General features: G+C 74.8%; 18 protein-coding genes. 8 read left to right on the forward strand and 10 right to left on the reverse strand.

Annotation, left to right across the window (positions count from 1 at the left end):
• Positions 1–152 precede the first annotated feature (152 nt).
• Both phoU and CUT44_RS12270 read left to right on the forward strand, forming a co-directional pair.
• Positions 153–869 carry a phosphate signaling complex protein PhoU gene (phoU, locus tag CUT44_RS12265; protein WP_100201989.1) on the forward strand — a complete coding sequence of 239 codons (717 nt, stop codon included), beginning with the start codon at positions 153–155 and terminating at the stop codon, positions 867–869.
• Between the two features lie 565 nt (positions 870–1,434).
• The gene (locus CUT44_RS12270) at positions 1,435–2,067 is read left to right on the forward strand and encodes a class I SAM-dependent methyltransferase (RefSeq protein ID WP_100201990.1); all 633 of its coding nucleotides are present in this window, start codon (positions 1,435–1,437) and stop codon (positions 2,065–2,067) included.
• 193 nt (positions 2,068–2,260) lie between these two features.
• On the opposite strand, the gene CUT44_RS12275 is transcribed toward CUT44_RS12270, so the two are convergent.
• The 4 genes from CUT44_RS12275 to mshA form a co-directional block, all read right to left on the reverse strand.
• A complete protein-coding gene (locus CUT44_RS12275; protein ID WP_199185687.1) occupies positions 2,261–3,094 on the reverse strand; it encodes an SDR family NAD(P)-dependent oxidoreductase in 834 nt (277 codons plus the stop codon).
• Positions 3,095–3,268: 174 nt separating this feature from the next.
• Complete coding sequence (locus CUT44_RS12280; RefSeq protein ID WP_100201992.1) at positions 3,269–4,027, reverse strand: phosphoglyceromutase; 759 nt, start codon at positions 4,025–4,027, stop codon at positions 3,269–3,271.
• A 153-nt stretch (positions 4,028–4,180) separates the two neighbouring features.
• On the reverse strand, positions 4,181–4,714 hold the full coding sequence (locus tag CUT44_RS12285; protein WP_100201993.1) for a type III secretion system chaperone family protein: 534 nt from the start codon (positions 4,712–4,714) through the stop codon (positions 4,181–4,183).
• A complete protein-coding gene (mshA, locus tag CUT44_RS12290) occupies positions 4,701–6,029 on the reverse strand; it encodes a D-inositol-3-phosphate glycosyltransferase (RefSeq protein ID WP_233221368.1) in 1,329 nt (442 codons plus the stop codon). Before mshA ends, CUT44_RS12285 begins: the two co-directional genes overlap by 14 nt.
• Before the next feature lie 416 nt (positions 6,030–6,445).
• Between mshA and CUT44_RS12295 the strand changes: the two genes are divergently transcribed.
• Complete coding sequence (locus CUT44_RS12295) at positions 6,446–7,396, forward strand: LAETG motif-containing sortase-dependent surface protein (RefSeq protein WP_100201995.1); 951 nt, start codon at positions 6,446–6,448, stop codon at positions 7,394–7,396.
• 166 nt (positions 7,397–7,562) lie between these two features.
• Positions 7,563–8,381 (forward strand): class I SAM-dependent methyltransferase, encoded by an 819-nt coding sequence (locus CUT44_RS12300; RefSeq protein WP_100201996.1) that lies wholly within the window; start codon positions 7,563–7,565, stop codon positions 8,379–8,381.
• An 80-nt stretch (positions 8,382–8,461) separates the two neighbouring features.
• On the opposite strand, the gene CUT44_RS12305 is transcribed toward CUT44_RS12300, so the two are convergent.
• From CUT44_RS12305 to CUT44_RS12330, 6 genes are all read right to left on the reverse strand, one after another.
• Positions 8,462–8,884, reverse strand: coding sequence for an Hsp20/alpha crystallin family protein (locus tag CUT44_RS12305; RefSeq protein WP_100202103.1), 423 nt, complete (start codon positions 8,882–8,884; stop codon positions 8,462–8,464).
• 156 nt (positions 8,885–9,040) lie between these two features.
• A complete protein-coding gene (locus CUT44_RS12310; RefSeq protein WP_100201997.1) occupies positions 9,041–9,484 on the reverse strand; it encodes an NUDIX hydrolase in 444 nt (147 codons plus the stop codon).
• Complete coding sequence (locus CUT44_RS12315) at positions 9,474–10,682, reverse strand: CHAD domain-containing protein (RefSeq protein WP_408646737.1); 1,209 nt, start codon at positions 10,680–10,682, stop codon at positions 9,474–9,476. Before CUT44_RS12315 ends, CUT44_RS12310 begins: the two co-directional genes overlap by 11 nt.
• A gap of 37 nt (positions 10,683–10,719) precedes the next feature.
• Complete coding sequence (locus CUT44_RS12320; protein WP_233221369.1) at positions 10,720–12,936, reverse strand: RNA degradosome polyphosphate kinase; 2,217 nt, start codon at positions 12,934–12,936, stop codon at positions 10,720–10,722.
• 424 nt (positions 12,937–13,360) lie between these two features.
• Positions 13,361–14,245 carry a class I SAM-dependent methyltransferase gene (locus CUT44_RS12325; RefSeq protein ID WP_100202000.1) on the reverse strand — a complete coding sequence of 295 codons (885 nt, stop codon included), beginning with the start codon at positions 14,243–14,245 and terminating at the stop codon, positions 13,361–13,363.
• A 131-nt stretch (positions 14,246–14,376) separates the two neighbouring features.
• Entirely contained in the window at positions 14,377–14,991 is a 615-nt protein-coding gene (locus CUT44_RS12330; RefSeq protein ID WP_199185688.1) for a helix-turn-helix transcriptional regulator, read from the reverse strand.
• Between the two features lie 91 nt (positions 14,992–15,082).
• Between CUT44_RS12330 and CUT44_RS12335 the strand changes: the two genes are divergently transcribed.
• From CUT44_RS12335 to CUT44_RS12350, 4 genes are all read left to right on the forward strand, one after another.
• Positions 15,083–16,093, forward strand: a complete 1,011-nt coding sequence (locus tag CUT44_RS12335; protein WP_100202002.1) for an NAD(P)/FAD-dependent oxidoreductase — start codon at positions 15,083–15,085, stop codon at positions 16,091–16,093.
• Between the two features lie 163 nt (positions 16,094–16,256).
• Complete coding sequence (locus CUT44_RS12340; RefSeq protein ID WP_100202003.1) at positions 16,257–17,870, forward strand: MFS transporter; 1,614 nt, start codon at positions 16,257–16,259, stop codon at positions 17,868–17,870.
• A 523-nt stretch (positions 17,871–18,393) separates the two neighbouring features.
• Positions 18,394–19,842: a DprA-like winged helix domain-containing protein gene (locus CUT44_RS12345; protein WP_100202004.1), complete on the forward strand. Its 1,449-nt coding sequence runs from the start codon at positions 18,394–18,396 to the stop codon at positions 19,840–19,842.
• Positions 19,839–22,757 carry a DUF6493 family protein gene (locus CUT44_RS12350; protein ID WP_100202005.1) on the forward strand — a complete coding sequence of 973 codons (2,919 nt, stop codon included), beginning with the start codon at positions 19,839–19,841 and terminating at the stop codon, positions 22,755–22,757. Before CUT44_RS12345 ends, CUT44_RS12350 begins: the two co-directional genes overlap by 4 nt.
• Positions 22,758–23,129: the final 372 nt, after the last annotated feature.

Here is a 23,129-nt window from a genome sequence, read left to right on the forward strand (position 1 = left end):
ACTCGAACACTCGTCTCCGAGAGTTCACGTCGGTGTCGGTGCCGATTCACCTGGGTGGACGGAAGCAGACGCGTTTCGGCCAGACCGTGGGAGCGTAGGGGAGAGAGCGGGGGGCTCTCCCCCCGGAACATCATGCGAGGGGAAGGACAGTCATGCGGGACGCGTACCACGAGGAGCTGGACTCGATCGGCGACAGCCTGGTCGAGATGGCCCGGCTCGTCGGCTCCGCCATCGGCCGCGCCACCACGGCGATGCTGGACGCGGACCTCCAGCTCGCCGAGAACGTGATCGCCGCCGACGAGAAGGTGGACACGCTCCAGCGCGAGCTGGAGACCAAGGCGATCAACCTGCTGGCCCGGCAGCAGCCGGTCGCCACCGACCTGCGGATAGTGGTCACCTCGCTGCGGATGAGCGCCGACCTGGAGCGCTCCGGCGACCTGGCCCAGCACGTCGCCAAGGTGGCCCGGCTGCGCTACCCGGACTCGGCGGTGCCGCGCGACCTGCACGCGACGATCCTGGAGATGGGCCAGCTCGCGCAGCGCCTGATGGCCAAGACCGCCGAGATCCTGATCACCAAGGACGTCGACCTGGCGCTGCAGCTGGAGCAGGACGACGACGCGATCGACCTGCTGCACCGCACCCTCTTCCAGCACCTGATGGACGACCGCTGGAAGCACGGCATCGAGACGGCCGTGGACGTCACCCTGCTCGGCCGCTACTACGAGCGCTTCGCCGACCACGCGGTCTCGGTCGCCCGCCGGATCGTCTACCTGGTCACCGGCGACTACGCGGACGAGGTCGACCCGGCCGCCGCCGCGGGGGGCGTCGCGGAGGGCATCACGGAGGGCACCCAGCCGGAGAACGCCTGAGCGCTCCGGGGCGCCGTGCGCGTACGGCGCGGGCGGCCGGTGCGTCGGGTGCGTCGGCGGGCGCGCGGTGCCCCTGTCCCCGGCCGCCGTGCGCCCGTCCCGGCGGGCACGCGGGACGTGCCTCCGCACGCCGTTGACGCGCCCGCCGGGGCGGGCCGCCAATGGGTGGCGGAGGCGCGCCGGCATCCCGTCGGCGCGATGACGGAGGAGGCACTCATGGCGGACTTCCCGATCCCGTCCACGGCGACCGATTACGCGGCCGGGCGGACCGCGGCGCCCCTGCCGGGGGCGTGCGGCTGCGGCTCGGGCTGCTCGTGCGGCTGCCAGTCCGGCGGCAGCTGCCAGTGCGGCGGAAGCTGCGGCTGACCCGCCGTCCCGACGGCGGCGCGGCGGCCCGGCCGGTCCGACCCGGCCGGGCCGCCGCGCGCCGCGGGCCCGGCTCCGGCTCCGGCCCCGGTACTGCCTCCTCCAGCCCCACATGGGTGAAAAAGAGCAATTTCCCCCATGGCGGGCGCTGTCTCCCACTACGGTGTCCAGCCCTGCCGTACACCTCCGGAGGAGACCCATGCCGCGCACGTCGACCAGCCTGCCCGGGCACCGGAGCGCCGCCCGTGCGCCGTACCGGGGCGGGGGCGGCCGGTCCGCGCCCGGAGCCCCCGGTTTCACCTGGACCCGGTACACCGGCCACGGGCCGGGCGCCGAACTCCTGGGCGGCCCGCGCACCGCCCTGGAACTCGGCTGCGGCGGGGGCGAGCGGGCCGCGTACCTCGCCCGCGCCGGTGTGGAGGTGACGGCCCTGGACTCCTGTGCCGACCGGATCGCCCACGCCCGCCACCGGTGGGGCGGCACCCCGGGAGTGCTCTTCGTACGGGCCGAGGCGTGCGACCACCTCACCAGGGCGGTGACGACGTACGACGCCGTCTACTCCGCCCTGGGCGCGGTCCGGCGCGCCGACCCGGAGGAACTGGTCCCGCTGGCCGCCCGGCGCCTCAACCCGGGCGGGACCCTCGCCCTCTCCCGGCCCGGACCGGCCCGCGGGTGCGCTCACAGCCTCCGGTGGTGGGCGGATCTGCTCGGACGCAACGGCTTCCTCGACACCGACGCCCGCCTCCTCCCGGCCCCCGCCCCCGGCGGCACGGGCACCCTCCTGGTGCACGCCCGCCTCCCCGCCCACCGGACGCACCCCACCGGCGGCTGAGCCCCCGTGCGCGGGCGTCAGGTGAGCTCGCCGAAACGCCCGGTCCGGCGGGTGTGCCCGGCGACGATGACGGTGTCGCCCTCCGCCACGACAGGGCCGGCGGACGGTGCCGACCCTGAGCACGGTGAAACCGTCCTCGCGCTCGGAGAGCAGGCGCGCGGCGCCGCACCGGTCGGGCGACGCGCCGCCACCGTCACCCCCGGGCGGTCTGCTCCGGTTCCAGGCCGGCCAACCGTGCGCTGCGGTCCCACAGTTGGGCATCCACGGGCGGGGCCTTGACGGCGCGCGCCTTCCCCTTCTCGTAGTAGGCGCCGGATTCCCAGTCCCGGCCCGGCTCCGAGGTGACCAGTCGCAGCAGGTGCCGCGCGCCCTTGTCCGGCGACTGGAAGAACAGGCGCGGCACGGGCGTCCGGAACAGGGTGCCGACCGGGCTCCGGCTGCTCCTGGCGAAGTTCGAGGAGACCCCGCCGGGGTGGAAGGCCACCGCGGACAGTCCCCGGTCGTGGTACCGGCGGTGGAGCTCCCGGGTGAACAGGACGAGTGCGAGCTTGGCGTTGCCGTAGGCGCGCACCGGTGAGTACCGGCGGGAGTTGTCGAGGTCGTCCAGGTCCAGGCGCGCGGAGAGCCGGGCGGCGTTGCTGGCGGTCTGGATCACCGACGCCCCGCCGGCGAGCAGGGGGTCGATGAGCAGGTTGGTCAGCAGGAACGGAGCGAGGTAGTTGACCTGGAACGTCTCCTCGAACCCGTCGGCCGTGACACCGCGGTCGCCGAGGATCGCTCCCGCGTTGTTCGCCAGTACGTCGATGCGGGGGTACTTGGCGGCCAGCTCCGCGGCGAGCGCGCGCACCTCGTCCAGGCGGGAGTAGTCGGCGGTGAAGCAGTCCGCGCCCGTTTCGTCCGCGACGGCACGGATCTTCTCCGGAGACCGGCCGACGACGACCAACCGATGCCCCCGGCGCGCGAGTTGACGGGCCGCCGCGGCACCGATCCCGTCGCTCGCGCCGGTGATGACGATGGTCTTCGGCACAGGGCCACCTCTCTCCGACTGCTCCGCGTCGCGGCGCCGCGGGATCATCCGGCACGCCGCCCCCGCAACGTAACACCCGCCGACGGCACCGGCTGATCCGGCGGACCATGCCGCGGGGCCCTCCGTCCGGCGGTTGTGGTACCGCCGGGCGGAGGGCCCCGTGGGAGTGCTGGGCTACTTCTTGCCCTGGTTCTTCACGGCCTCGATGGCCGCCTTGGCGGCGTCCGGGTCGAGGTAGGTGCCGCCCGGGTTGACCGGGTTGAAGTCGGTGTCCAGGTCGTAGGTCAGCGGGATGCCGGTGGGGATGTTCAGCCCGGCGATCGTCTCGTCGGAGACGCCGTCGAGGTGCTTGACCAGCGCGCGGAGGCTGTTGCCGTGCGCGGCGACCAGGACGGTGCGGCCGGTCAGCAGGTCCGGGACGATCGAGTCGTACCAGTACGGCAGCATGCGCGCGACGACGTCCTTGAGGCACTCGGTGCGCGGGCGCAGCTCGCTGGGGATCATCGAGTAGCGCGGGTCGTCGCTCTGCGACCACTCGGCGCCGTCCTCCAGCGCCGGCGGCGGGACGTCGTACGAACGGCGCCAGAGCATGAACTGCTCCTCGCCGAACTCGTCGCGCACCTGCGCCTTGTTCTTGCCCTGGAGGGCGCCGTAGTGGCGCTCGTTGAGGCGCCAGGAGCGGCGGACCGGGATCCAGAGGCGGTCGGCGGTGTCCAGGGCGAGCTGCGCGGTGCGGATGGCGCGCCTCTGGAGGGAGGTGTGCACCACGTCGGGGAGCAGGCCGGCGTCCTTCAGCAGCTCACCGCCGCGGGCCGCCTCCTTCTCGCCCTTCTCGGTCAGGTTGACGTCCACCCAGCCGGTGAACAGGTTCTTGGCGTTCCACTCGCTCTCGCCGTGGCGGAGGAGGATCAGCTTGTACGGTGCGTCGGCCATGGGTCCGAGCCTAATAGAACGGGTGAGGGCGGACGGGACCCGGCCGACTGGCGAGACGGGCACGGTGGACGGCGCGGCGTACGGGACGTACGGGCGCTCCGTCCCCGGGGGCGGGACGGAGGGTGCGGGACGGAGGGTGCGGGCGCGGCCGCGTCACTCCTCGCGCAGCAGGTGGCCGAAGGCCTCCAGGTTGCGGGTGGACTCGCCGCGCGAGGTGCGCCAGGCGTGCTCCTTGCGGATCGCCGAGGCGAAGCCCATCTCCAGCAGGGTGTTGAACGCCCCGTCGGCGTTCTCCAGGACCGCCCCGAGGAGCCGGTCCACCTCCTCGGGCGTGACGGCGGGCAGCGGCAGCCGTCCGACCAGGTAGACGTCGCCGAGCCGGTCGATCGCGTAGGCCACGCCGTACAGCCGGGTGTTGTGCTCCAGCAGCCAGCGGTGGACCTCGGCGTGGTTCTCGTCGGGGTGCCGGACGACGAAGGCGTTGACCGACAGGGAGTGCCTGCCGACGATCAGCGAGCAGGTCGTGGAGAGCTTGCGGGTGCCCGGGAGCGTGACGACGTAAGTGCCCTCGGCCGGGGTCTCCCACTCCAGGCCGGCGTCGCGCAGCGCGTGCTCGATCGCGGCCCTGGCCCGTGCGGTCGCGTCGGTGCTGTCGGCGTGGGCGTGGGTGTGCTCACCTGTGGACATGTGTCGATCGTAGGTGACGGCGGCGTTCGGCGGCCGCTTCGGCGTACACCTCGGCGGTGGCGGCGGCGGCCGTGTCCCAGCCGAAGCCGCTCGCGTGGCGGGCGGCGGCCGCGCCCATCCGGGCGGCCAGCGCGCCGTCGTCGATCAGGCGGCGCAGGGCGCGGGCGTAGTCCGGCGGGCGGTGGCCGTCGACCAGGAAGCCGCTGACACCGTCGCGCACCGCGACCGGCAGTCCGCCGACGGCCGCCGCGACGACCGGGGTGCCGCAGGCCTGGGCCTCCACGGCGACCAGTCCGAAGGACTCGCTGTAGGAGGGCATGACCAGCACGCTCGCCGCGCGGTACCAGTCGGCGAGGACGTCCTGCGTCACCGGCGGGTGGAAGCGCACGACGTCGGTGACGCCGAGCCGGGCGGCGAGCTTCTGCAGCCGTTCGGGTTTGGCCAGGCCGGTGCCGCTGGGGCCGCCGACGACGGGGACGACGAGGCGTTCGCGCAGCGCGGGGTCCGCGTCGAGGAGGGCGCGGGTGGCGTGCAGCAGGATGTCGGGGGCCTTGAGCGGCTGTATCCGCCCGGCGAACAGGGGGATGAAAGCTTTCTGCGGAAGCCCGAGCCGGGCCCGGGCCGCGGCGCGTCCGTCGGCGGGGCGGAAGCGGCCCAGATCGACGCCCGGATGGACGACGGCCGTCCGGGCCGGGTCGGCGCCGTAGTGGTGGACCAGCTCCCCCGCCTCCTCGGCGGTGTTGGCGACGAGCCGGTCGGCGGCCCGCACGATCTGGGTCTCGCCGATCACCCGGGCGGCGGGCTCGGGGGTGTCGCCCTCGGCGAGCGCGGCGTTCTTGACCTTGGCCATGGTGTGCATGGCGTGCACCAGGGGGACGCCCCAGCGCTCGGCGGCGAGCCAGCCGACCTGGCCGGAGAGCCAGTAGTGGGAGTGGACCAGGTCGTAGTGGCCGGGCCGGTGCCGGGCCCAGGCGCGCATCACGCCGTGGGTGAAGGCGCAGAGCTGGGCGGGCAGGTCCTCCTTGGCGAGCCCCTCGTACGGCCCGGCCTCCACATGGCGCACCAGGACGCCGGGGGCCAGTTCGACGGTGGGTTCCAGGGCGGCGGTCGTCGCCCTGGTGAACACCTCGACCTCGATGCCGAGGGCGGCGAGCTGCTTGGCCAGCTCGACGATGTAGACGTTCATCCCGCCGGCGTCGCCGGTGCCGGGCTGGTGCAGCGGCGAGGTGTGCACGCTGAGCATGGCCACGCGCCGCGGTCGCCGCACGCTGAAGCGGCTCCGCCGCCGACCGAGCCTGGTGGGGTACGGGCTCACCTGCGATGCCTCCTCCGGAGTGGGTGGCCGAGCAGCGCCGTCGACGGTCGGCTCCTCGGGGTGTGCAACCGCTGGGCACCGGCTTCCATTTCTGCTTTGCCGAATCTTGACCCGCCTCCGGGAAACCGCGGGCGGAACGGGAGCGTCCGGGGTGACGGCGGCCGGCGCGACGCCCCGGTTAACTCTGTGACTACATATGCCTCTTGTGGTTGACAGAGGTCAGTGGGGCTACAACGATGCGTGATGCCACGGTTGCCGCTGTGCACCGTGTGCGTTCTTCCACATCTTTCACGTCCGGTCCCGGCCCCGGCACACCCTCCCGCCGCCCCGCGCGGTTCTGCCCACCGCGCCCCGGGCGGAGACGGTGCGCGCCGTGCGCCGACCGGTTTCCGCACCGACATCGTGTTGGGAAAAACATGCCCATAGTGAATCGAACCGCCGCTCGGCTGCTGGGCACGGGCGCCATCGCCCTCGCCCTCTCCGTCGGCGGCGTCGCCACCGCCGGCGCCACCAACGGCGGCGACGGCTGGGACAGGGGGAAGTCCGCCGGCTTCAAGTCGGGGAAGGGCCCGGGCAAGAAGTCCGCGGCCGACGAGTGCGTGTTCTCCCTCGACGGGGAGAAGTGGCAGTCCTCCGTGCGGGTGGACAACGTCAACCTGAAGCCCGCCGAGGACGGCACCGTCCGCATCCACGTCAAGGCGGCCGAGGAGGACGGTGCCTGCACCGCCTCCCTGGCCGCGTACCGCACCCACGGCCCGACCTGGGAGACCTCCGGGGAGCAGGTCTTCCACGACTTCGACACCGTGTCCCTGAAGGGAGAGAAGGCCGACACCCTCGACATCTCGGTGCCGGACGAGGGCTGCTACGCGCAGATCGACCTCTACCGGGGCAGCATCCGGTTCGACGGCGGTACCGGCCCCGGCCACGGGCCGCTGCCGATCGGCCCGGACCGGCCGGTGATCAAGGAGAAGCTGATCGCCGCCTGGAACGGCGGCACGCGGCCGTGCCTGGAGGAGACCCCGTCGCCGTCCCCGTCCGTCCCGGAGGAGCCCCCCTCCGAGACCCCGCCGGAGACCCCGCCGGGGAACGAGGAGTCCACCCCGCCCGCGGAGACCGAGCCGCCGTCCGAGTCGGCGTCCCCGGTCCCGTCCGCCCCGGAGACCCCGGGCGGTGAGTCCCCGCAGGCCCCGGAGGCCTCCGAGCCCGCCGTCAAGCCCAGCGAGTCCGCCCTCCCGTCCGGCGGCGGCGACCTGGCCGAGACCGGCAGCAGCAACGTCGGCCCCCTCGCGGGCGGCGCCGCCGCACTGCTGCTGGCCGGCGGCGGCGTGCTGTTCGCCGTCCGGCGCCGCAGGGCCACCGGGAGCTGACACCCGGCCGGTCCGCGCACTCGCGGCCCCGGCGCCCCGGACGTTCACCGTCCGGGGCGCCGGGGCCGCGCCGTTTCCCGCTCCCGCCCGGGTGCCTGTCCGGTGGTTCTCCGCGGCCCGCCTCCCGGCCGGCCGCCGCCCCCGCCGACGCCGTTAGGGTGCGGGCATGAGCAGGCGTGCGGCACAGCGGCCGGTGGGGGCCGTCACGCGGGGGACGACGAGTCCGAACCGGCTGCGGCGGATGGACCGCTGGATCGCCGCCGCGCACGGCCCCGCACTGCGCCGCGCCGCCGGTCCGGACGGACCCGTCGCCGTCGACCTCGGCTACGGCGCGGCGCCCTGGACCGCCGTGGAGCTGCTGGAACGGCTGCGGGCGGTGTGCCCGGACGTGCGCGTCGTCGGCGTCGAGATCGACCCGGCCCGGGTCGAGGCGGCCCGGCCGTACGAGCGCCCGGGGCTGGCCTTCGCGCACGGCGGCTTCGAGGTGCCGCTGCCCGGCGGCCGGCGGCCGATGCTGATCCGGGCCGCGAACGTCCTGCGACAGTACGGGGAGAGCGAGGTGCCCCCCGTGTGGGACCGGCTGCGCGCCCGTCTGGCGCCCGGCGGGCTGCTGGTCGAGGGGACCTGTGACGAGCTGGGGCGGCGGCACGTGTGGGTCGCGCTCGGCCCCCAGGGGCCGCGCACGGTGACCTTCGCGGCCCGGCTCGCCTCCCTGGGCACCCCGTCCGACCTGGCCGAACGGCTGCCCAAGGCGCTCATCCACCGCAATGTGCCGGGCGAGCCGGTGCACGCCTTCCTGCGGGAGATGGACCGGGCCTGGGCGGCGGCCGCCCCGTACGCCGCACTGGGCGCGCGGCAGCGCTGGATGCGGACGGTACGGGAGGTCGCCGGCGGCTGGCCGGTCGTGGACGGTCCGCGCCGCTGGCGCCAGGGCGAGGTCACCGTCCGGTGGGAGGCCCTGGCGCCGCGCGGGAACGGGAGCTGATTCCGGGGGACCCGGGACCCGGAACCCGGAAGGGGAGCGCGGGGGCCCGCCGGCCGTGGCGGGCCCCCGCGGGCCCGGCCTCAGGTGGTGATCTGCTTCTTCCGGGAACCGCCGCTGATCTGGATCCTGCGCGGCTTGGCCTGCTCCGCCACCGGGACGCGCAGCGTCAGCACACCGGCGTCGTAGGAGGCGTCGATCCGCTCGACGTCCAGGGTGTCGCCGAGGAAGACCTGCCGGCTGAACCGGCCGGACGGCCGCTCGGCGGCGATCCGCTCGGCGTCCTCGGGACCGGGCCACCGGCGCTCGGCGCTGACGGTCAGGACGTTCCGCTCGATGTCGAGGTCCACGCTCTCCGGGTCGACGCCCGGCAGGTCGAAGTGGACCACGACCTCGTCACCGGTGCGGTAGGCGTCCATCGGCATTCCGACGGGGCGGGCGACCGTGCCGAGCAGCTGCTCGGTGAGGCGGTCGAGCTCGCGGAACGGATCGGTGCGCATCAGCATCACGACCAACTCCCTCCTTGGGTCACACCATCCTGTGATGCCCTCACATCTCTTGTATAACTCCGCGGAGGAAAGTTGACAAGTAGCCGCTCAAGTTAGTTGAGACAGTGCTGCCGTGGGGTGGTGAAACAGCAGTTCAGGGCAGGTCGGCGTACGTCAGTGCAGGTTGAGTGCCGCCAGCAGCGCGTCGACGAGTTCCCGGTCCTGCTCCCGGGTGAGCCGCTCCCGGGCCCGCCCGGGGGGCAGCCACAGCAGCCGGTCCACCTCGTCGCCCGGGACGAACGCACCGCCGGCCGCCTCGGCCGCCCAGTAGTCGACCGTCTTGGGACGGCCCTGGGCCGTGTAGCGCACGGTGGGCAGCACCGCACCCGGCACACAGGACATGCCGGTCTCCTCGCGCACCTCCCGCACCGCCGCCGCCAGGGCCGTCTCGCCGCGCTTGAGCTTGCCCTTGGGGTGCGACCAGTCGTCCCACTTGGGCCGGTGGACGAGGGCGATCTCGATGCCGTCCGCGTCCCCCGCCACCGTCCGGGCCGTACGCGGCCGGCGCCACAGCACGCACCCCGCCGCCCGGACCACCGGGGCCGGCTCATCCGCCACCGCGACCGCTCCTCTCCGCGCCGGTCACCGGCCCGGGCACGGGCTGGGGCACGGGCTCGGGATCGGGCACGGCCCCCTCCGGCGCCGTCCCGCCCACCGCCACCGGCGGCACCGACAGCACCGGCCGCCACAGCCGTCCGAAGGTGAACCGGGCGGCCTCCACCTCGTGCCGCTGGTCGGCGTGGAGCACCCCGAGGGCGTAGGCGGTGGTGGGGGCGATCCGGGGGGTGCGGGCGGCGGCGGCCGCCGCGGCGGCGGCCTCGGCCGCGTCCCGGTGCCGGTCCAGGGCCCGGCCGGCGGCGGCCAGCGCGGGATCGTCCTGCCCGATGACCTCGTGCGCGTAGCGCCGCAGCCGCACCAGCAGCCGCACCCTGTTCCAGGCGGCGTCCAGCTCCCCGTCGACGGCGAGGGTGTGGGCGAACGCCTCGCCGTTGTACGACTGCCGGGCCCGGGTCAGCGGCAGCGCCTCCACGGCCTGTGCCGCCCGCCGGTGGGCCTGCTCGGCCAGCGGCGGCAGCGCCCGCAGCGCCCGTTCCCCGGTGGCCGAGGCGGCCGGGTCCGCCAGCGGCGCCTCGGAGGCCAGTACGGCGACCGCGTCGGCGACGGCGTGGAAGCGGGCGGAGCCCAGCGCCTGGAGCGCGGCGGAGTGGGCACGGGTCCGGGCCAGGGTGAGCTGCCGCTCCAGCAGCGCCCCGGCCCGCGCGACCCCGGCCCCCAGCCCGCCGCCGGAGGCGCCCGAGGCGGTGGCTGTGGCGGCGGAGGCGGCGGTGCCGGTGGAGGCCGTCCCGCCCGGCCCGGAGGACGGGGCCGACGACAGCCGGTGCAGCGCCCCGAGCAGCCGGTCGAGCCGCGCCTCGTACATCCGCTCCCGCCCCAGCACCCCGGCCAGCCAGGCCAGTTCGGCGCCGAGCTGGTCGGCCCGCGCGGTGTCGGTCAGCGGCCGGTAGACCTGCAGGACCGCGCCGATCCGGCGGGCCGAGCGGCGCAGCAGCCGTACGGCCTCGGCCGCGGCGGACACCGACTCCGGCCGGCTCGCGCTCTCCTCGTGCAGCCGCAGACTGCGCAGGAACTCGGTCGCCTGCCGGCTGAGGTACTCCCCCAGCACCTCGCCCGCCGTGGCCCCGGACAGGTCCGCGTACGGCCCCGGGTACGGCTCCGGGTACGGCTCGGCGCCCGGTTCGGGTCCCTGGCCGGGCACCGGCCCGCGGGATCTTCCGCCCGTACCGGCCGGCAGGTCAGGTCGCTGGACCACGTCGGCGCCTCCGGGCGTCGATGAGCATTTCCTGTACGTGCCGCAGCGGCCGTCCGTCGGCGTCGGCGGCGTGCCGCGTCCACTCGCCGTCCGGGCCCAGGTGCCAGGAGGCGGTGGTGTCCGCCGTCCCGGTCTCCAGGAACTGGTCGAGGGTGGCCCGGTGCCCGGGGTCGGTGACCCGGACCATCGCCTCGACCCGCCGGTCGAGGTTGCGGTGCATCATGTCGGCGCTGCCGATCCACACCTCCGGATCGCCGCCGTTGCCGAAGACGAAGACCCGGGAGTGCTCCAGGAAGCGCCCCAGCACGCTGCGCACCCGGATGTTCTCCGACAGCCCCGGCACCCCCGGCCGCAGCGCGCAGATGCCGCGCACCCACACGTCCACCGGCACCCCGGCGCGGGAGGCCCGGTAGAGGGCGTCGATGACCACCTCGTCCACCATCGAGTTGACCTTGATCCGCACACCGGCGGGCTGTCCGGCCCGGTGGTGGGCGATCTCCCGGTTGATCCGCTGCACCAGTCCGTCGCGCAGCGAACTGGGCGCGACCAGCAGCCGGCGGTAGGTGGTGCGCCGCGAGTAGCCCGACAGCCGGTTGAACAGGTCCGACAGATCGGCGCCCACCTGCGGGTCGGCGGTGAGCAGGCCCAGGTCCTCGTAGAGCCGGGCGGTCTTGGGGTGGTAGTTGCCGGTGCCGACGTGGCTGTAGCGGCGCAGCGTGTCGCCCTCCTGCCGCACCACCAGCGACAGCTTGCAGTGCGTCTTGAGCCCGACCAGGCCGTAGACGACGTGGCAGCCGGACTCCTCCAGCTTCCGCGCCCACTTGATGTTGGCCTGCTCGTCGAAGCGCGCCTTGATCTCGACCAGCACCAGCACCTGCTTGCCGGCCTCGGCCGCGTCTATCAGCGCGTCCACGATCGGGGAGTCGCCGGAGGTGCGGTACAGCGTCTGCTTGATCGCCAGCACGTCCGGGTCGGCGGCGGCCTGCTCCAGGAAGCGCTGCACGGAGGTGGAGAAGGAGTCGTACGGGTGGTGCAGCAGCACGTCGCGCCGGTTGAGCGCGGCGAAGACGTCGGGCGCGGAGGCCGACTCCACCTCGGCCAGGTCGCGGTGGGTGCCGGCCACGAACTTGGGGTACTTCAGCTCGGGCCGGTCCAGCCCGGCTATCGCGAACAGCCCGGTGAGGTCCAGCGGGCCGGGCAGCGGGTACACCTCGGCCTCGGAGACCTTCAGCTCCCGCACCAGCAGGTCCAGCACGTACGGGTCGATGCTCTCCTCGACCTCCAGCCGCACCGGGGGCCCGAAGCGGCGGCGCATCAGCTCCTTCTCCAGCGCCATCAGCAGGTTCTCGGCGTCGTCCTCCTCCACCTCCAGGTCCTCGTTGCGGGTGACCCGGAACATGTGGTGGTCGAGCACCTCCATTCCGGGGAACAGCTCCTCCAGATGGGCGGCGATGACGTCCTCGATGGGCACGTACCGCTGCGGGGAGGCCTCCATGAAGCGGGAGAGCAGCGGCGGCACCTTCACCCGGGCGAAGTGGTGGTGTCCGCTGACCGGGTTGCGCACGACGACGGCCAGGTTCAGCGACAGGCCGGAGATGTACGGGAACGGGTGCGCCGGGTCCACCGCCAGCGGGGTGAGGACGGGGTAGATCTTCTGCCGGAAGAGGGTGAACAGCCGGGCCTGCTCCTCCTCGGTCAGCTCCGGCCAGCGGATGAGGTGGATGCCCCGCTCGGCGAGCGAGGGCGCCACCTCCTGCTGGAAGCAGGCCGCGTGCCGGGCCATGAGCTCGCGCGAGCGCGTCCAGATCAGGTCCAGCACCTCGCGCGGCTGGAGGCCGGAGGCGGAGCGGGTGGCGACCCCGGTGGCGATGCGGCGCTTGAGGCCGGCGACGCGCACCATGAAGAACTCGTCGAGGTTGTTGGCGAAGATCGCCAGGAAGTTGGCCCGCTCCAGCAGCGGCGTCGCCGGGTCCTCGGCCAGCTCCAGCACCCGCTCGTTGAACGCGAGCCAGCTCCGCTCCCGGTCGAGGAAACGTCCCTGCGGGAGCTCCCCGTCCACGGCGTCCGGGCCCTCGCCCTCCCGGTAGGCGTCCGCGTCCGCGTCGAGCCCCGGCTCCAGCTCGGTGGGCTCGGGCGTCACGAGGGCGTTGGGGCGGGTGGCGGCGATGGAACCGACGGAAGGCTGGGCAGGCTGGCTCATTCTTCCATTCTTCCGCGCCGCGGCGGTCAGCGGCGCCCGAGGAGACGGCGCCGGGCACGGTCCCCGGCTCGACGCGTTCGGCAGGGCGGGCAACATTCCGTGATGCTCGCAAGCGAGTCTGAATGAGCGGTTACGCCGACATGGCGGCCAGGGGATGCGCGCACTGCGCGCGGGTGCGCGGCGGGTCGGCACGGGGCGCGCCGCCGCGGCGGCGCTTCGCGCTGGTGGGGGGCGGTGGACGGAGGGTGACGGGGGTGCGTGGGGCTGCCCGGGGTGGGCGGCGTTGCGCGGGCGCGGGCGGGCGGGCGCGGGCATGGCTGCTCGGCCCGGCGGAGCGCACGGCGCCGCGCGGACGGTGGTTGTGTGTGAGGCGAGCGATCGGTCGCCGGGGCCGTCCGGACAGGCAGGCACCGGGCGCCGGGTGTCAGGCGCGGGCGGCCCAGACGGTGCGCTCGGTGCGTACGGCGAGGTCCTCGCGGCGCAGAAGGCTGTTCGGGCCGCCGGTGTCCAGGAGCTCGTCGAGTGCGGCGAGGTCCTCGGGGCTGAGGGCGGGTGCGGCGACGCCGCGGATGCGCTGCAGGCTGCCGTAGGCGTAGCGGCCGATCGCTTCGCTGCGCTCACCTTCGATGTTGACGGTGACGGTGCGCTCGTCCTCGACGGTGAAGCCGGCGGCTGTCAGTGGCGGGCCCCAGTCGGCGCCGCGGTGCGGAACGTGCTCGGCGTGGAAGCCGTCGGTCGCGGCATGGGCGCGCTCTTCGAGGCCGGGCCGGTTCTCCGGGGCGTGGGCGGGCAGGAAGCGGGGGAAGCCCGCGAGCTCGACGACGGCGAACAGGCCGCCGGGGGCGAGCAGTTCGCGGACGCTCCGCAGGGCGCGGCCGGGGTCGGCCAGGTGGTGCATCGAGGCCGAGGCCCACACCAGATCCGGTGTGCCGAGGTCGGGCCAGTGGTCGGCGTCGAGGTCGGCCCGCACGGTCCGTACGCGCCCCTCGACGCCGCGGGCGCATGCCTTCTCGCGCAGGAGCCGGAGGTGTCCGGCCGAGGTGTCGACGGCGGTGACGTGCGCGTCGGGGAAGCGTTCGAGGAGTGCGAAGGTGCCCGCGCCGGTGCCGCAGCCCAGGTCCACGATCCGGCGCGGCTCGCTCTTCAGCGGCAGCCAGGCGACGATGGACGCCAGGTGCTCGGCGAGCACCTCGGCGTCCAGTTCGAGGATTTCCGCCTGACCGCCGTCGCTGTGCTCCTGGTGGCCGCCGTGGTCGCGGCCGGGACGGCGACCGCTTCCACCGTGGTGGGGGGTGTGCTGATGCGTCATGGCACCACCGTAAGCCCGCCATGCTCCAGCCGCACGAGTGCTTGCGCTTTACGCAAGAAGGTGGCTCGGTGTGCTGCCCGCCACGCAACATCGCCCACCGCGCCGTGCGTCTCCGGCGCGACCGTGACCCGCTACTCGCAGGGATCCTGGGCGCCTGCGCGGTCGGCTTCGGAGCCGTCGGCACCGGCGGCCTTCTGGTGGCCGCGGCGGGCGTCGCGGTCGAAGATGCCCAGGATCTCGCAGGGCCCGCCTTCGGCGCCGATGGCGTGCGGCATCATCGTGGGGAACTCCGCCGCCTGGTTGGTCTCGACGCGAAAGCGCCGGTGGCCGAGCATGAGGACCGCGGTGCCGGACAGGACGACGAGCCATTCGCGTCCCGGGTGGGCACGCATGCGCGCCGGGTTCTCGGGCGGCGGGTCGGTCATCCGCTGACGCACCACGCTCATACCGGGGTCGCCCTTCACGGGCCAGCGCATCAGGCCGTGGGCGCCGTCGATCATCGGGCTGACGACGACGTCGTCGGCGGCGTTCTCCACGAGCTGGTCCAAGGTGGTGTCCAGTGCGCGGGCGAGGGTGACCAACTGGTCCAGGGCGAGGCGGCGCCGGCCGTTCTCGATACGGCTCAGTGAGGACTGGCTGAGGTTCGCGCGCGTGGCCAGCTCCTCCAGCGACCAGCCCTGTGCGACGCGCAGTGCGCGGATCCGCTTGCGTACGAGGCTGTCCAACTGCCCATCTTCTTGCGTCATGAGCAACATGGTATGCCTTCAATGCAACGGGGGTTTAGCGTCGCAGAGAGACGGCCCAGCACGAGGGCCTCGTACGACGAAGGGGCGTGACATGTCTGCCCGGACTTCCCACCACGAAGGCGACGCGCTGCCCACCGAGACCGTGGACGCCGTGGTCGTCGGCGGCGGAGCCGCCGGCCTGAACGGCGCGCTGATGCTGGCCCGCTCGCGCCGCTCGGTCGTCGTGATCGACAGCGGCACCCCGCGCAACGCCCCCGCCGCCGCCATGCACGGCTTCATCGTCCTGGACGGCACCCCGCCCGCCGAGATCATCGAGCACGGGCGCCGGCAGGTACGCGAGTACGGCGGCCGAATCGTCTTCGGGGAAGTGACCGCGGCCGAACCCACCGCCCCCTCGGCGGACGGCGACCCGCGGTTCGCCGTCACCCTGGCCGGCGGCCGCACGCTGACGGCGCGCCGGGTGCTGGTGGCCACCGGCCTGCGCGACGTGCTGCCCGAGGTACCCGGCCTGGCCGGCCACTGGGGCCACAGCGTGGTGCACTGCCCCTACTGCCACGGCTGGGAGGTCCGCGACGAGCCGATCGGCATCCTCGCCACCGGCCCCGCCTCCGTCCACCACGCCTGGCTGTTCCGCCAGTTGACGGACGACCTCGTCTACTTCACCCGCGGCACCGAGGTGGACGCGGACACCCGGGCCCGCTTCGCCGCCCGCGACATCCGCGTCATCGAGACCGACGTCAGGGAAGTCGTCGACGACGGCGACGGCGCCCTCGCGGGCGTCCGCCTGGCCGACGGCACTTTCGTGGGGCGGCGGATCCTGGCCGTGGCCACCCGGACGCAGGCCCGTACCGAGGGCTTGGCGGGCCTGCAGCTGCCGGTGGAGGACCTGCCCGGCAACACGGGCCGCCGCTTCGCCTCCGCCACGGCCGGCACCACCGGGATCCCCGGCGTGTGGGTGGCCGGCAACGCCACCGACCTCACCGCCCAGGTCGGCGCCGCCGCCGCGGCCGGCGCCCTGGCCGGCTCCCACATCAACGCCGCGCTCGCCGCCGCGGACACCGACGCCGCGCTCGCCGCCGCCGCGCGGAGGACCACCGGCTGACACCGGCTGACACCGGCTGGACAGGTAAGTCCCGTAAGTCCCGCTGCCGAAGAACCGTGCGACCGCCGTCCAGCGGTCCGCGGTGAGCAAGTCCCTCCCTCACCGACCTGGCGACCGGCCCTGTCCCGGCGCTGATTCCGCATGCCCTTTCGGGAAGGAAACCATGAGTACCCATCAGCCTCCCCAGGCGGCGGCCGCACCGGCCGGCGGCGCGGAGACACCGGACGCGCGTCAGCTGCGCGCGATCCTGGTCACCGTCTCGATCGCGTTGATGGCCGTCATCGCATCGGTGTCCGGGCTGAACGTCGCCCAGACGCACATGGCCGTCGAGTTCGGCGCCCCGCACACCACCGTTCTGTGGATCATCAACGTCTACACCCTCGCCCTGGCCGCACTGCTGCTGCCGCTCGGCGCGATCGGTGACCGGCTGGGCCGCAAGCCCATGCTGATCACCGGGCTGGTCGTCTTCGGGGCCGCCGGCGTCGTCGCGGGACTCGCCCCGTCGGCCGCGGTGATGATCGGCGCCCGCGTGGCCGCCGGAATCAGCGCCGCGATGATCATGCCGATCACCCTCGCCGTCATCACCTCCACCTTCCCCGAGGAGGAGCGCGGCAAGGCGATCGGTGTGTGGACCGGTGTCGCCGGAGGCGGCGGCATCCTGGGCATGTTCCTCTCCGCCCTGCTGGTCGACGTCGCCGACTGGCGCTGGCTGTTCGTGCTGCCCGTGGTCCTGGGCGCCGTCGCGCTGGCGATGACACTGAAGTCGGTGCCCAACTCCCGCGAACGCTCCGTCCACTCCTTCGACACCATCGGCGCGCTGGTCTCCACCGTCGCCGTGGCCGGTCTCGTCTTCGTCCTGCAGGAAGGCCCCGAACGCGGCTGGACCGACCCCGTCACCCTGATCGGCCTGACCGTCGGTGCCACCGCCGCCATCACCTTCGTGGTCTGGGAACTGCACCGCCGCGACACGTCCCTGCTGGACGTACGCCTCTTCCGGGAGCGCGGCCTGGCCGGCGGCTCCGTCACCCTGCTCGTCGTCTTCGGCGTCCAGGCCGGTATCGCCGTCGTCCTCTTCCCGTTCTTCCAGGCCGTACTCGGCTGGACCGGACTGCTGTCCACCGCGGCGATGATGCCGATGGCCGTCGTGATGATGGCGGCCTCCGGCCTGGCCCCCAAGATGGCCGCCAGGATCGGCGCCCGCTCCACCATGACCGCCGGCGTCGCCCTGGCCACCCTCGGCCTGGTCCTGATGGCCCTGTTCGTGTCCGTCGACGGCGGCTACCCGTCCATCCTGGCCGGCATGCTCGCCATGGGCATCGGCATGGGGCTGTCGATGACGCCCTCCACCACGGCCATCACCAGTTCACTGCCCCGCGCCAGGCAGGGCGTCGCCTCCGCGCTCAACGACGTCACCCGCGAGCTCGGTACCGCTCTCGGTGTCGCCGTGCTCGGCGCGCTCCTGGCCAACGGCTACCGCAGTGCCATCGACGGCAGGCTCGACGGCATCCCCGATGGTGCCGCGGACACCGCCCGCCAGGGCATCGCCAACGCCGCCGAGGTCGCACCCACCACCGGCAGCCACGCCCAGGGCCTGGTCCACGCCGCACAGCAGTCCTTCGTCGACGGCTGGCAGCAGTCCATGTGGATCGGCGCCGCCGTCATGGCCGCGCTGCTCCTCTACGTCGCCCTGCGCGGCCCGACGGACACCGCACCCCTCCAGCCCGACGCCGAGGCGGCCCCGGAGACCGGGATCGCGGAGAACGCCGCCGCCCGCTGACCTCGCGGGAACCCCGTGCGGACGGACGGGACACGGCGCCGCCCACACGGCGGAGGCCGTCGGGCCCACCTCGGCTTCGCAGGCGGGACGGTGGGCCCGACGGCCCACAGCGCCCCGAGCGCGACCCGACGCCCCCGATCACATGCGGGAGTGGCGTTCGCGAGCACCGTCGAGCCGACCGCGGGCGACTTCAGCGAGGTCGTCTCCGGAAACGGCTTCGTGATCATCGGTTTCCGGGCCGAACGGTGCGGCCTCGCCGCAGGTTCGGGCCGTCGTCGAACAGGTCCCGGACAAGCACGGGGACGTCGTGTTCGCCGAGGTCGACACTGCGGTCGGGTCACCGCGCCGGCCGTGCCGTCACCCGGCGCGCCTCCTCCTGGTCCGACGCCCGGCTGGGCGGCTGATCCCGCCCGGCTCCCGCCCCGGGCGGCCCGCCGGGCCACCGTGACAAGCCCGGCCGGGGACGCCCGGGCCGGGTCGGGCCGGGGTCCGCTGTCAGTGGCCGCGGCTAGCTTCACGTGCCATGACGACCACCACAGCGGTGCAGACGTACACCTATCTCCGACCCTCCGCCGTACGGCACGGTGCGGGCGGCTCCGAGCTGGCGCTGGAGACCTCCGGCGGGGCGACACCGGCCGGGGCGAGCGCGCATCCCCGCTTCTTCGCCGGGTTCCTGACCGCGCCCGAGGCCGCCGCCGGGGCGCTGCTGTCCGTCGCCGACGTCGCCGCCACCCGCTACAACCAGCGTCTTCTCCCCGCCTCGCTCGATCCGGTGGTGACGGGCAACGGCGACCGGCTGCGCTTCGAGTCGTTCTCCGGCTGCTGCGGCGTCTACGCCCGGCTCGACGTCCTCGGCGCGGGCCTGGACGGGGACGAGATAGGTCACGGCACCACCAACGTGGACGTCAACACGCCGCTGCGGGACGCGCTGGCCCGGGTCGGCTCCGCCGATCCGCTGCACCTGCGGGTCGGCCCGGAGGCGCTGGAGGTGACCACGTTCGACGGGCCGATGGTGGAGAAGAAGGTGCCGCTGCCGGACCGCTGGCTGCGCGGGTTCGCCGAGACGCAGGTGATCGCCGCCGCCTTCGACCTGCGCGCGGAGGTGAGCGCCGCCGAGGCGGTCCGCTTCCTGCGCGCCCTGCCGCGCGCCCGCACCGGTTCCGCCCTGTGGGTCGTCCCCGCCGGGCGCGGGCTGCGGCTGACCAGCCGTTCCGTTCCCGGCGCCGTCTGCCTGCCGGGCCCGGACCGGCTGGCCGCCCTGCTGCGGGTGCTGCGGCACGCGAGCGGGCTGCGGCTGTACGGGCCGCCGGTCACCGCCGCCGGCGCCCCGGTCGCCTCGGCGTGGGAGGTGCTGCTGCCGGGGATGCGGCTGACGCTGACCCTCTCCCCCGACCCGGCCCGCGGCTTCTCCGGTGAGGGCGCCGTCCTGGACGCCCTGGCGACGGAGGAGGCGGCCGGGGACGCCGAGCTGGTCTCGGTGCTGCTGGCCTGGGAGCCGCGGGTGGACGTGGACGAGCTGGCCCGTCAGTCGGGCCTGACACCGCGGCGGGTGCGTGCCGCCCTGACGGTGCTGGGCACCGCCGGGCGGATCGGCTACGACACCGCCGAGGCCGCCCACTTCCACCGCGAGCTGCCGTTCGACGGCGACCGCGTGGAGCGGCACAACCCCCGGCTGCGCGCCGCCCGCGCGCTGGTGGCGGCCGGGGCGGTACGGCCGGAGGGCGGGGAGGGCGCGGAGGAAGGCGGTGCGGGCGGCACCTTCGCCGTCGCCGTCGACGGCCACACCCACCGGGTGCGCTCCGCCGCCGACGGGGTGCTGAGCTGCACCTGCCGCTGGTGGGCCGAGTACCGGGGCGGGCGGGGGCCGTGCAGTCACGCGCTGGCGGTGCGGATCGTCCTGCGCGGTGCCGACGCGGTTTCCGGTACCGGTGCCGGTGCCGGTGCCGCGGGTGTGCGGGCGGGTGTCCGGTGAGCGCCCTCGCGAAGCTGCTCCGCATGCGGGAGCGCACCGGTCGGCTGCTGCCCGTGGAGCGGGAGGTCCTCGACACCGCCGCACCAGAGCTCGACCCGGACGCGCACGCGGTGCTGCTGGCCGTGGCGGACGGCGAGATCCGGCGGCTGCCCGAGCTGCTCACCGGCCTGAGCGATGCTCAGCGGCGCTCCTGCGTGCCCCATCTGAAGGCCTGGCGCACCGGACTGCGCGACGAGTGGGGCCAGGAGACCGGGCTGCGCAGCCGGGCACTGGTGATCGCGGGCGCGGGCTGCCACACGGGGGCGTCCGCCGCCGCCCAGTGGCTCGGGCACGACGATCTGAGCCTGCTCGATCCCGCCGACGCCGTCCCGCTGCTGGCGCTCCTGGCCGACCGTCCGGCCGAGTGGCTGAACGATGTCGCCCACCGCCTCGCCGGCCGCCTCCGGTCGGCCGACGAGTGGGGGAACCACTACCTCCTGGCCGAGCGGCTGGTGCTGCTCTCCGGAGGGCCGGTGCCGACCGGAGAGCCGTTCGTCCGGGGCTGGGCCCGCACCAGGTCGTGGCCGTACGAGGCCCTGCGCTGGCCCGCCGTCGTGGGCGGCGCCCCGGCACCGGCCCCCGCGCCGGACGTCGCGCCCGACAGTTCACCGGGCGGTACGCGGCCCGGTCCGCTCGTGGAGCGGCTGCGCGCCGATCCGTTCCTGGACGCGCTCCTGCCGCGCCTGTTCGAGACGGACGACGTCGGCGCCGCGCTCGTCGGCTGGATCGGGCAGAACTCCTGGCCGCCGGCCCTGGCGGAACTCGCCGCCGAGGGCCGGCTGGAGCGGGCCGCGCTGATCGACGACTGCCTGGCGCGGCTGCTGCGCGGCGGACGGCCCGGTGAGCTGCGCGCCTTCCAGGCCGTTCTCAAGGAACTCGATCCCACCGACGAGGAGTACGCCGCGCGCGTCACGGTCCTGCTGCGGCTGCTGCGCGACGGCACGTCCCCGGTGGCGGGGCCGGCGCAGGAGCGGCTGGCCGCGCTGGACGCCGCCGGGCTCGTCGACCCCGAGCACCTCCTCGAAGCCTCCCGGACGGTGCTGTTCCGACCGGAGAAGAAGCTGGTGCGGGCCCAGCTCAAGTGGCTGGACGCCGCCGCCCGCCGGGACCGGGAGCGGGCCGGGGCCGTGGTGCTCGCCGCCGCCGACGCCCTCGGCCACCAGGACACCGGCCTCCAGGAGCGCGCGCTGAACCTGATCGCCCGTCATCTGCGGCACGCCGGGGACGCGGTCCGCGGCGAACTGGCCGCCGCCGCGGAGGCGGTCAGCCCCGTACTGCGGCCCCGGGCCGCCGAACTGCTGGGGCTTGAGGCCACCGGGGGCGAGGGCGCCGCCGTCCCCGCCGGGGCGGAGGACGTCCTGCCGCCCGTGACCGGGCCCCGGCCAATGGCGCCGCCGCCCGCCACGGCCGCCGAGGTGGCCGAGGAGGTGGGCGCCGCCCTGGCCGCCGTGCGGGCCGCCGAGTACCGGCCCGCCACCGCCTCCGCCGTCGAGGCCGCCGCCTTCGAGCGGGCCCTGGACGGGCTGGTCCGGCACGGGTACCGGGACCGGGAGGAGCTGGTGCGGGCACTGGCCCCGGTCGTCCGCGCCTACCCCTGGTCCGGGCACCACGCCTGGTGGAACGACCCGGGCCCCTGGGAGCTGCGGTACGTGGCGGCCGTACTGGGCGGCGAGGAGGAGCCCGCCGTGCCCTCGGGGGACGGCGCCCGCGCCGCGGGGCATCCGCACGGCCGCAACCTCACCCCCTTCGGGGAGGTGCTCGGCTCGCGAATACTGGAAGTCGCCTGGCGGGTGGTGCACGATCCGGTGCCGTTCCTGCTGGCCACCCCCACGTATGTGGACGGGCGGCTCGATCCGGCCGAACTGGCCGACCGGCTGGCCGAGTACGGGCGGTTGGGCGCCGAACCCGGCCCCTGCGACCTGGACCAGGCACTGCTGCGCCTGGACACCACCGCCGGCTCTGTACCCGAGGCCCTGGCCGCCGTCGAACGGCTGGGCAAGGAGACCGGGGCGGCCGGAGCGGCCGGGCGGAAGGTCCACGCCTGGCTGACGGCCGGCGGCCCGGCCGTACCGGAGTTCGTCCGGGCGATGGGCAGACCGCACCAGTACGGCGGCCGGGCCGATCCGCTGCGGCGGGTACTGCTCTCCGGCGAGGCGTCGGCCCTGCCGTGCGAGATCGGGCCCTGGGCCCGGCCGCTGCTGGGCGCGTACATCGGCAGCGGCAAGCGGGACCAGACCTCCTGGAACCCCGCCGCCCGGCTGTGGCCGTCCGTCCTGCCCGTCCATCGCGAGCTGCTCGCCCTGCACCTCCAGCCCACCTTCGCGGCGACGGCCGACGAGGAGCTGCGCGGCGGCGCGGCGCTGCTGCCCGTACTCGCCGAGGGCGGCGGCCCGGCCGGACAGGCCGTCCACCTGGGGCTGGCGCACTGCCTGGGAGCCCGGCACGCCGAGGACCGCACGGCGGCCGTGGATGCGCTGCTGACCCTGGCCGCCCGCGGCGAACTGGACGCGGGGCGGCTGGGACGGGATCTGGCCGAGACGGTGGAGCTGGGCACGGTGAAACCGAACCGGCTGCTGGAGTCGCTGCGCGAGGTGTTCCGGGCAGGGGCGCCGGGGGTGGTGTGGTCGGTGCTGGCCACCGCGCTGCCCACCCTGCTGGCGGGGCAGCCGGGCGAGTCCGGGGGGCGGAAACCGGTGCGCGGCCTGCCGGATCTGCTGGCCCTGGGCGCGGAGTGCGCCGGGGCGTCCGGGATACGCGGGCCGGTGGACGGGGTGACGGCCGCGGTGTCGGAGTTGGCTTCCCGGGGCGGCACCGGCCGACTGGTGAAGGAGGCCCGCAGACTGCGGGACGTACTGGAACCGCCCGCCGGGAAGTGAGCCGGTGCCGTACGGCCGGTGCCCGCTCACGGCGGTGCCGGCTCGTCCGCCTCGCGCGGGAGGGCATCTCCGGCCGGAGGGTCACGGAGCCGGAGGGCCGCGGGGCCGCGGGCCCGTGGCCCGCGAGGGCAGTCCCCGGGGTGCCCTCGGGGCAGTTTCCGGGGCGCTCCGGCGGCCGTCCGGGCATCCGGGCACGTCAGGGCCGTCCGGCGTCCGGAGTCGGGAGAGTGCGGGAGGGGCGGGACGATGCCGGACTGTCAGCGGCCGCTTCTAGCTTCTGCGCCATGACGACGCCACCGACAGCACCCACGCCACCGGCACCACCGGCGGCTGCCGCGCGGCCGCGCGCCTTCCCCCACCCCCCGGCCGCGT

The sequence above is a fragment of the Streptomyces carminius genome (assembly GCF_002794255.1).
GTDB lineage: Bacteria > Actinomycetota > Actinomycetes > Streptomycetales > Streptomycetaceae > Streptomyces > Streptomyces carminius.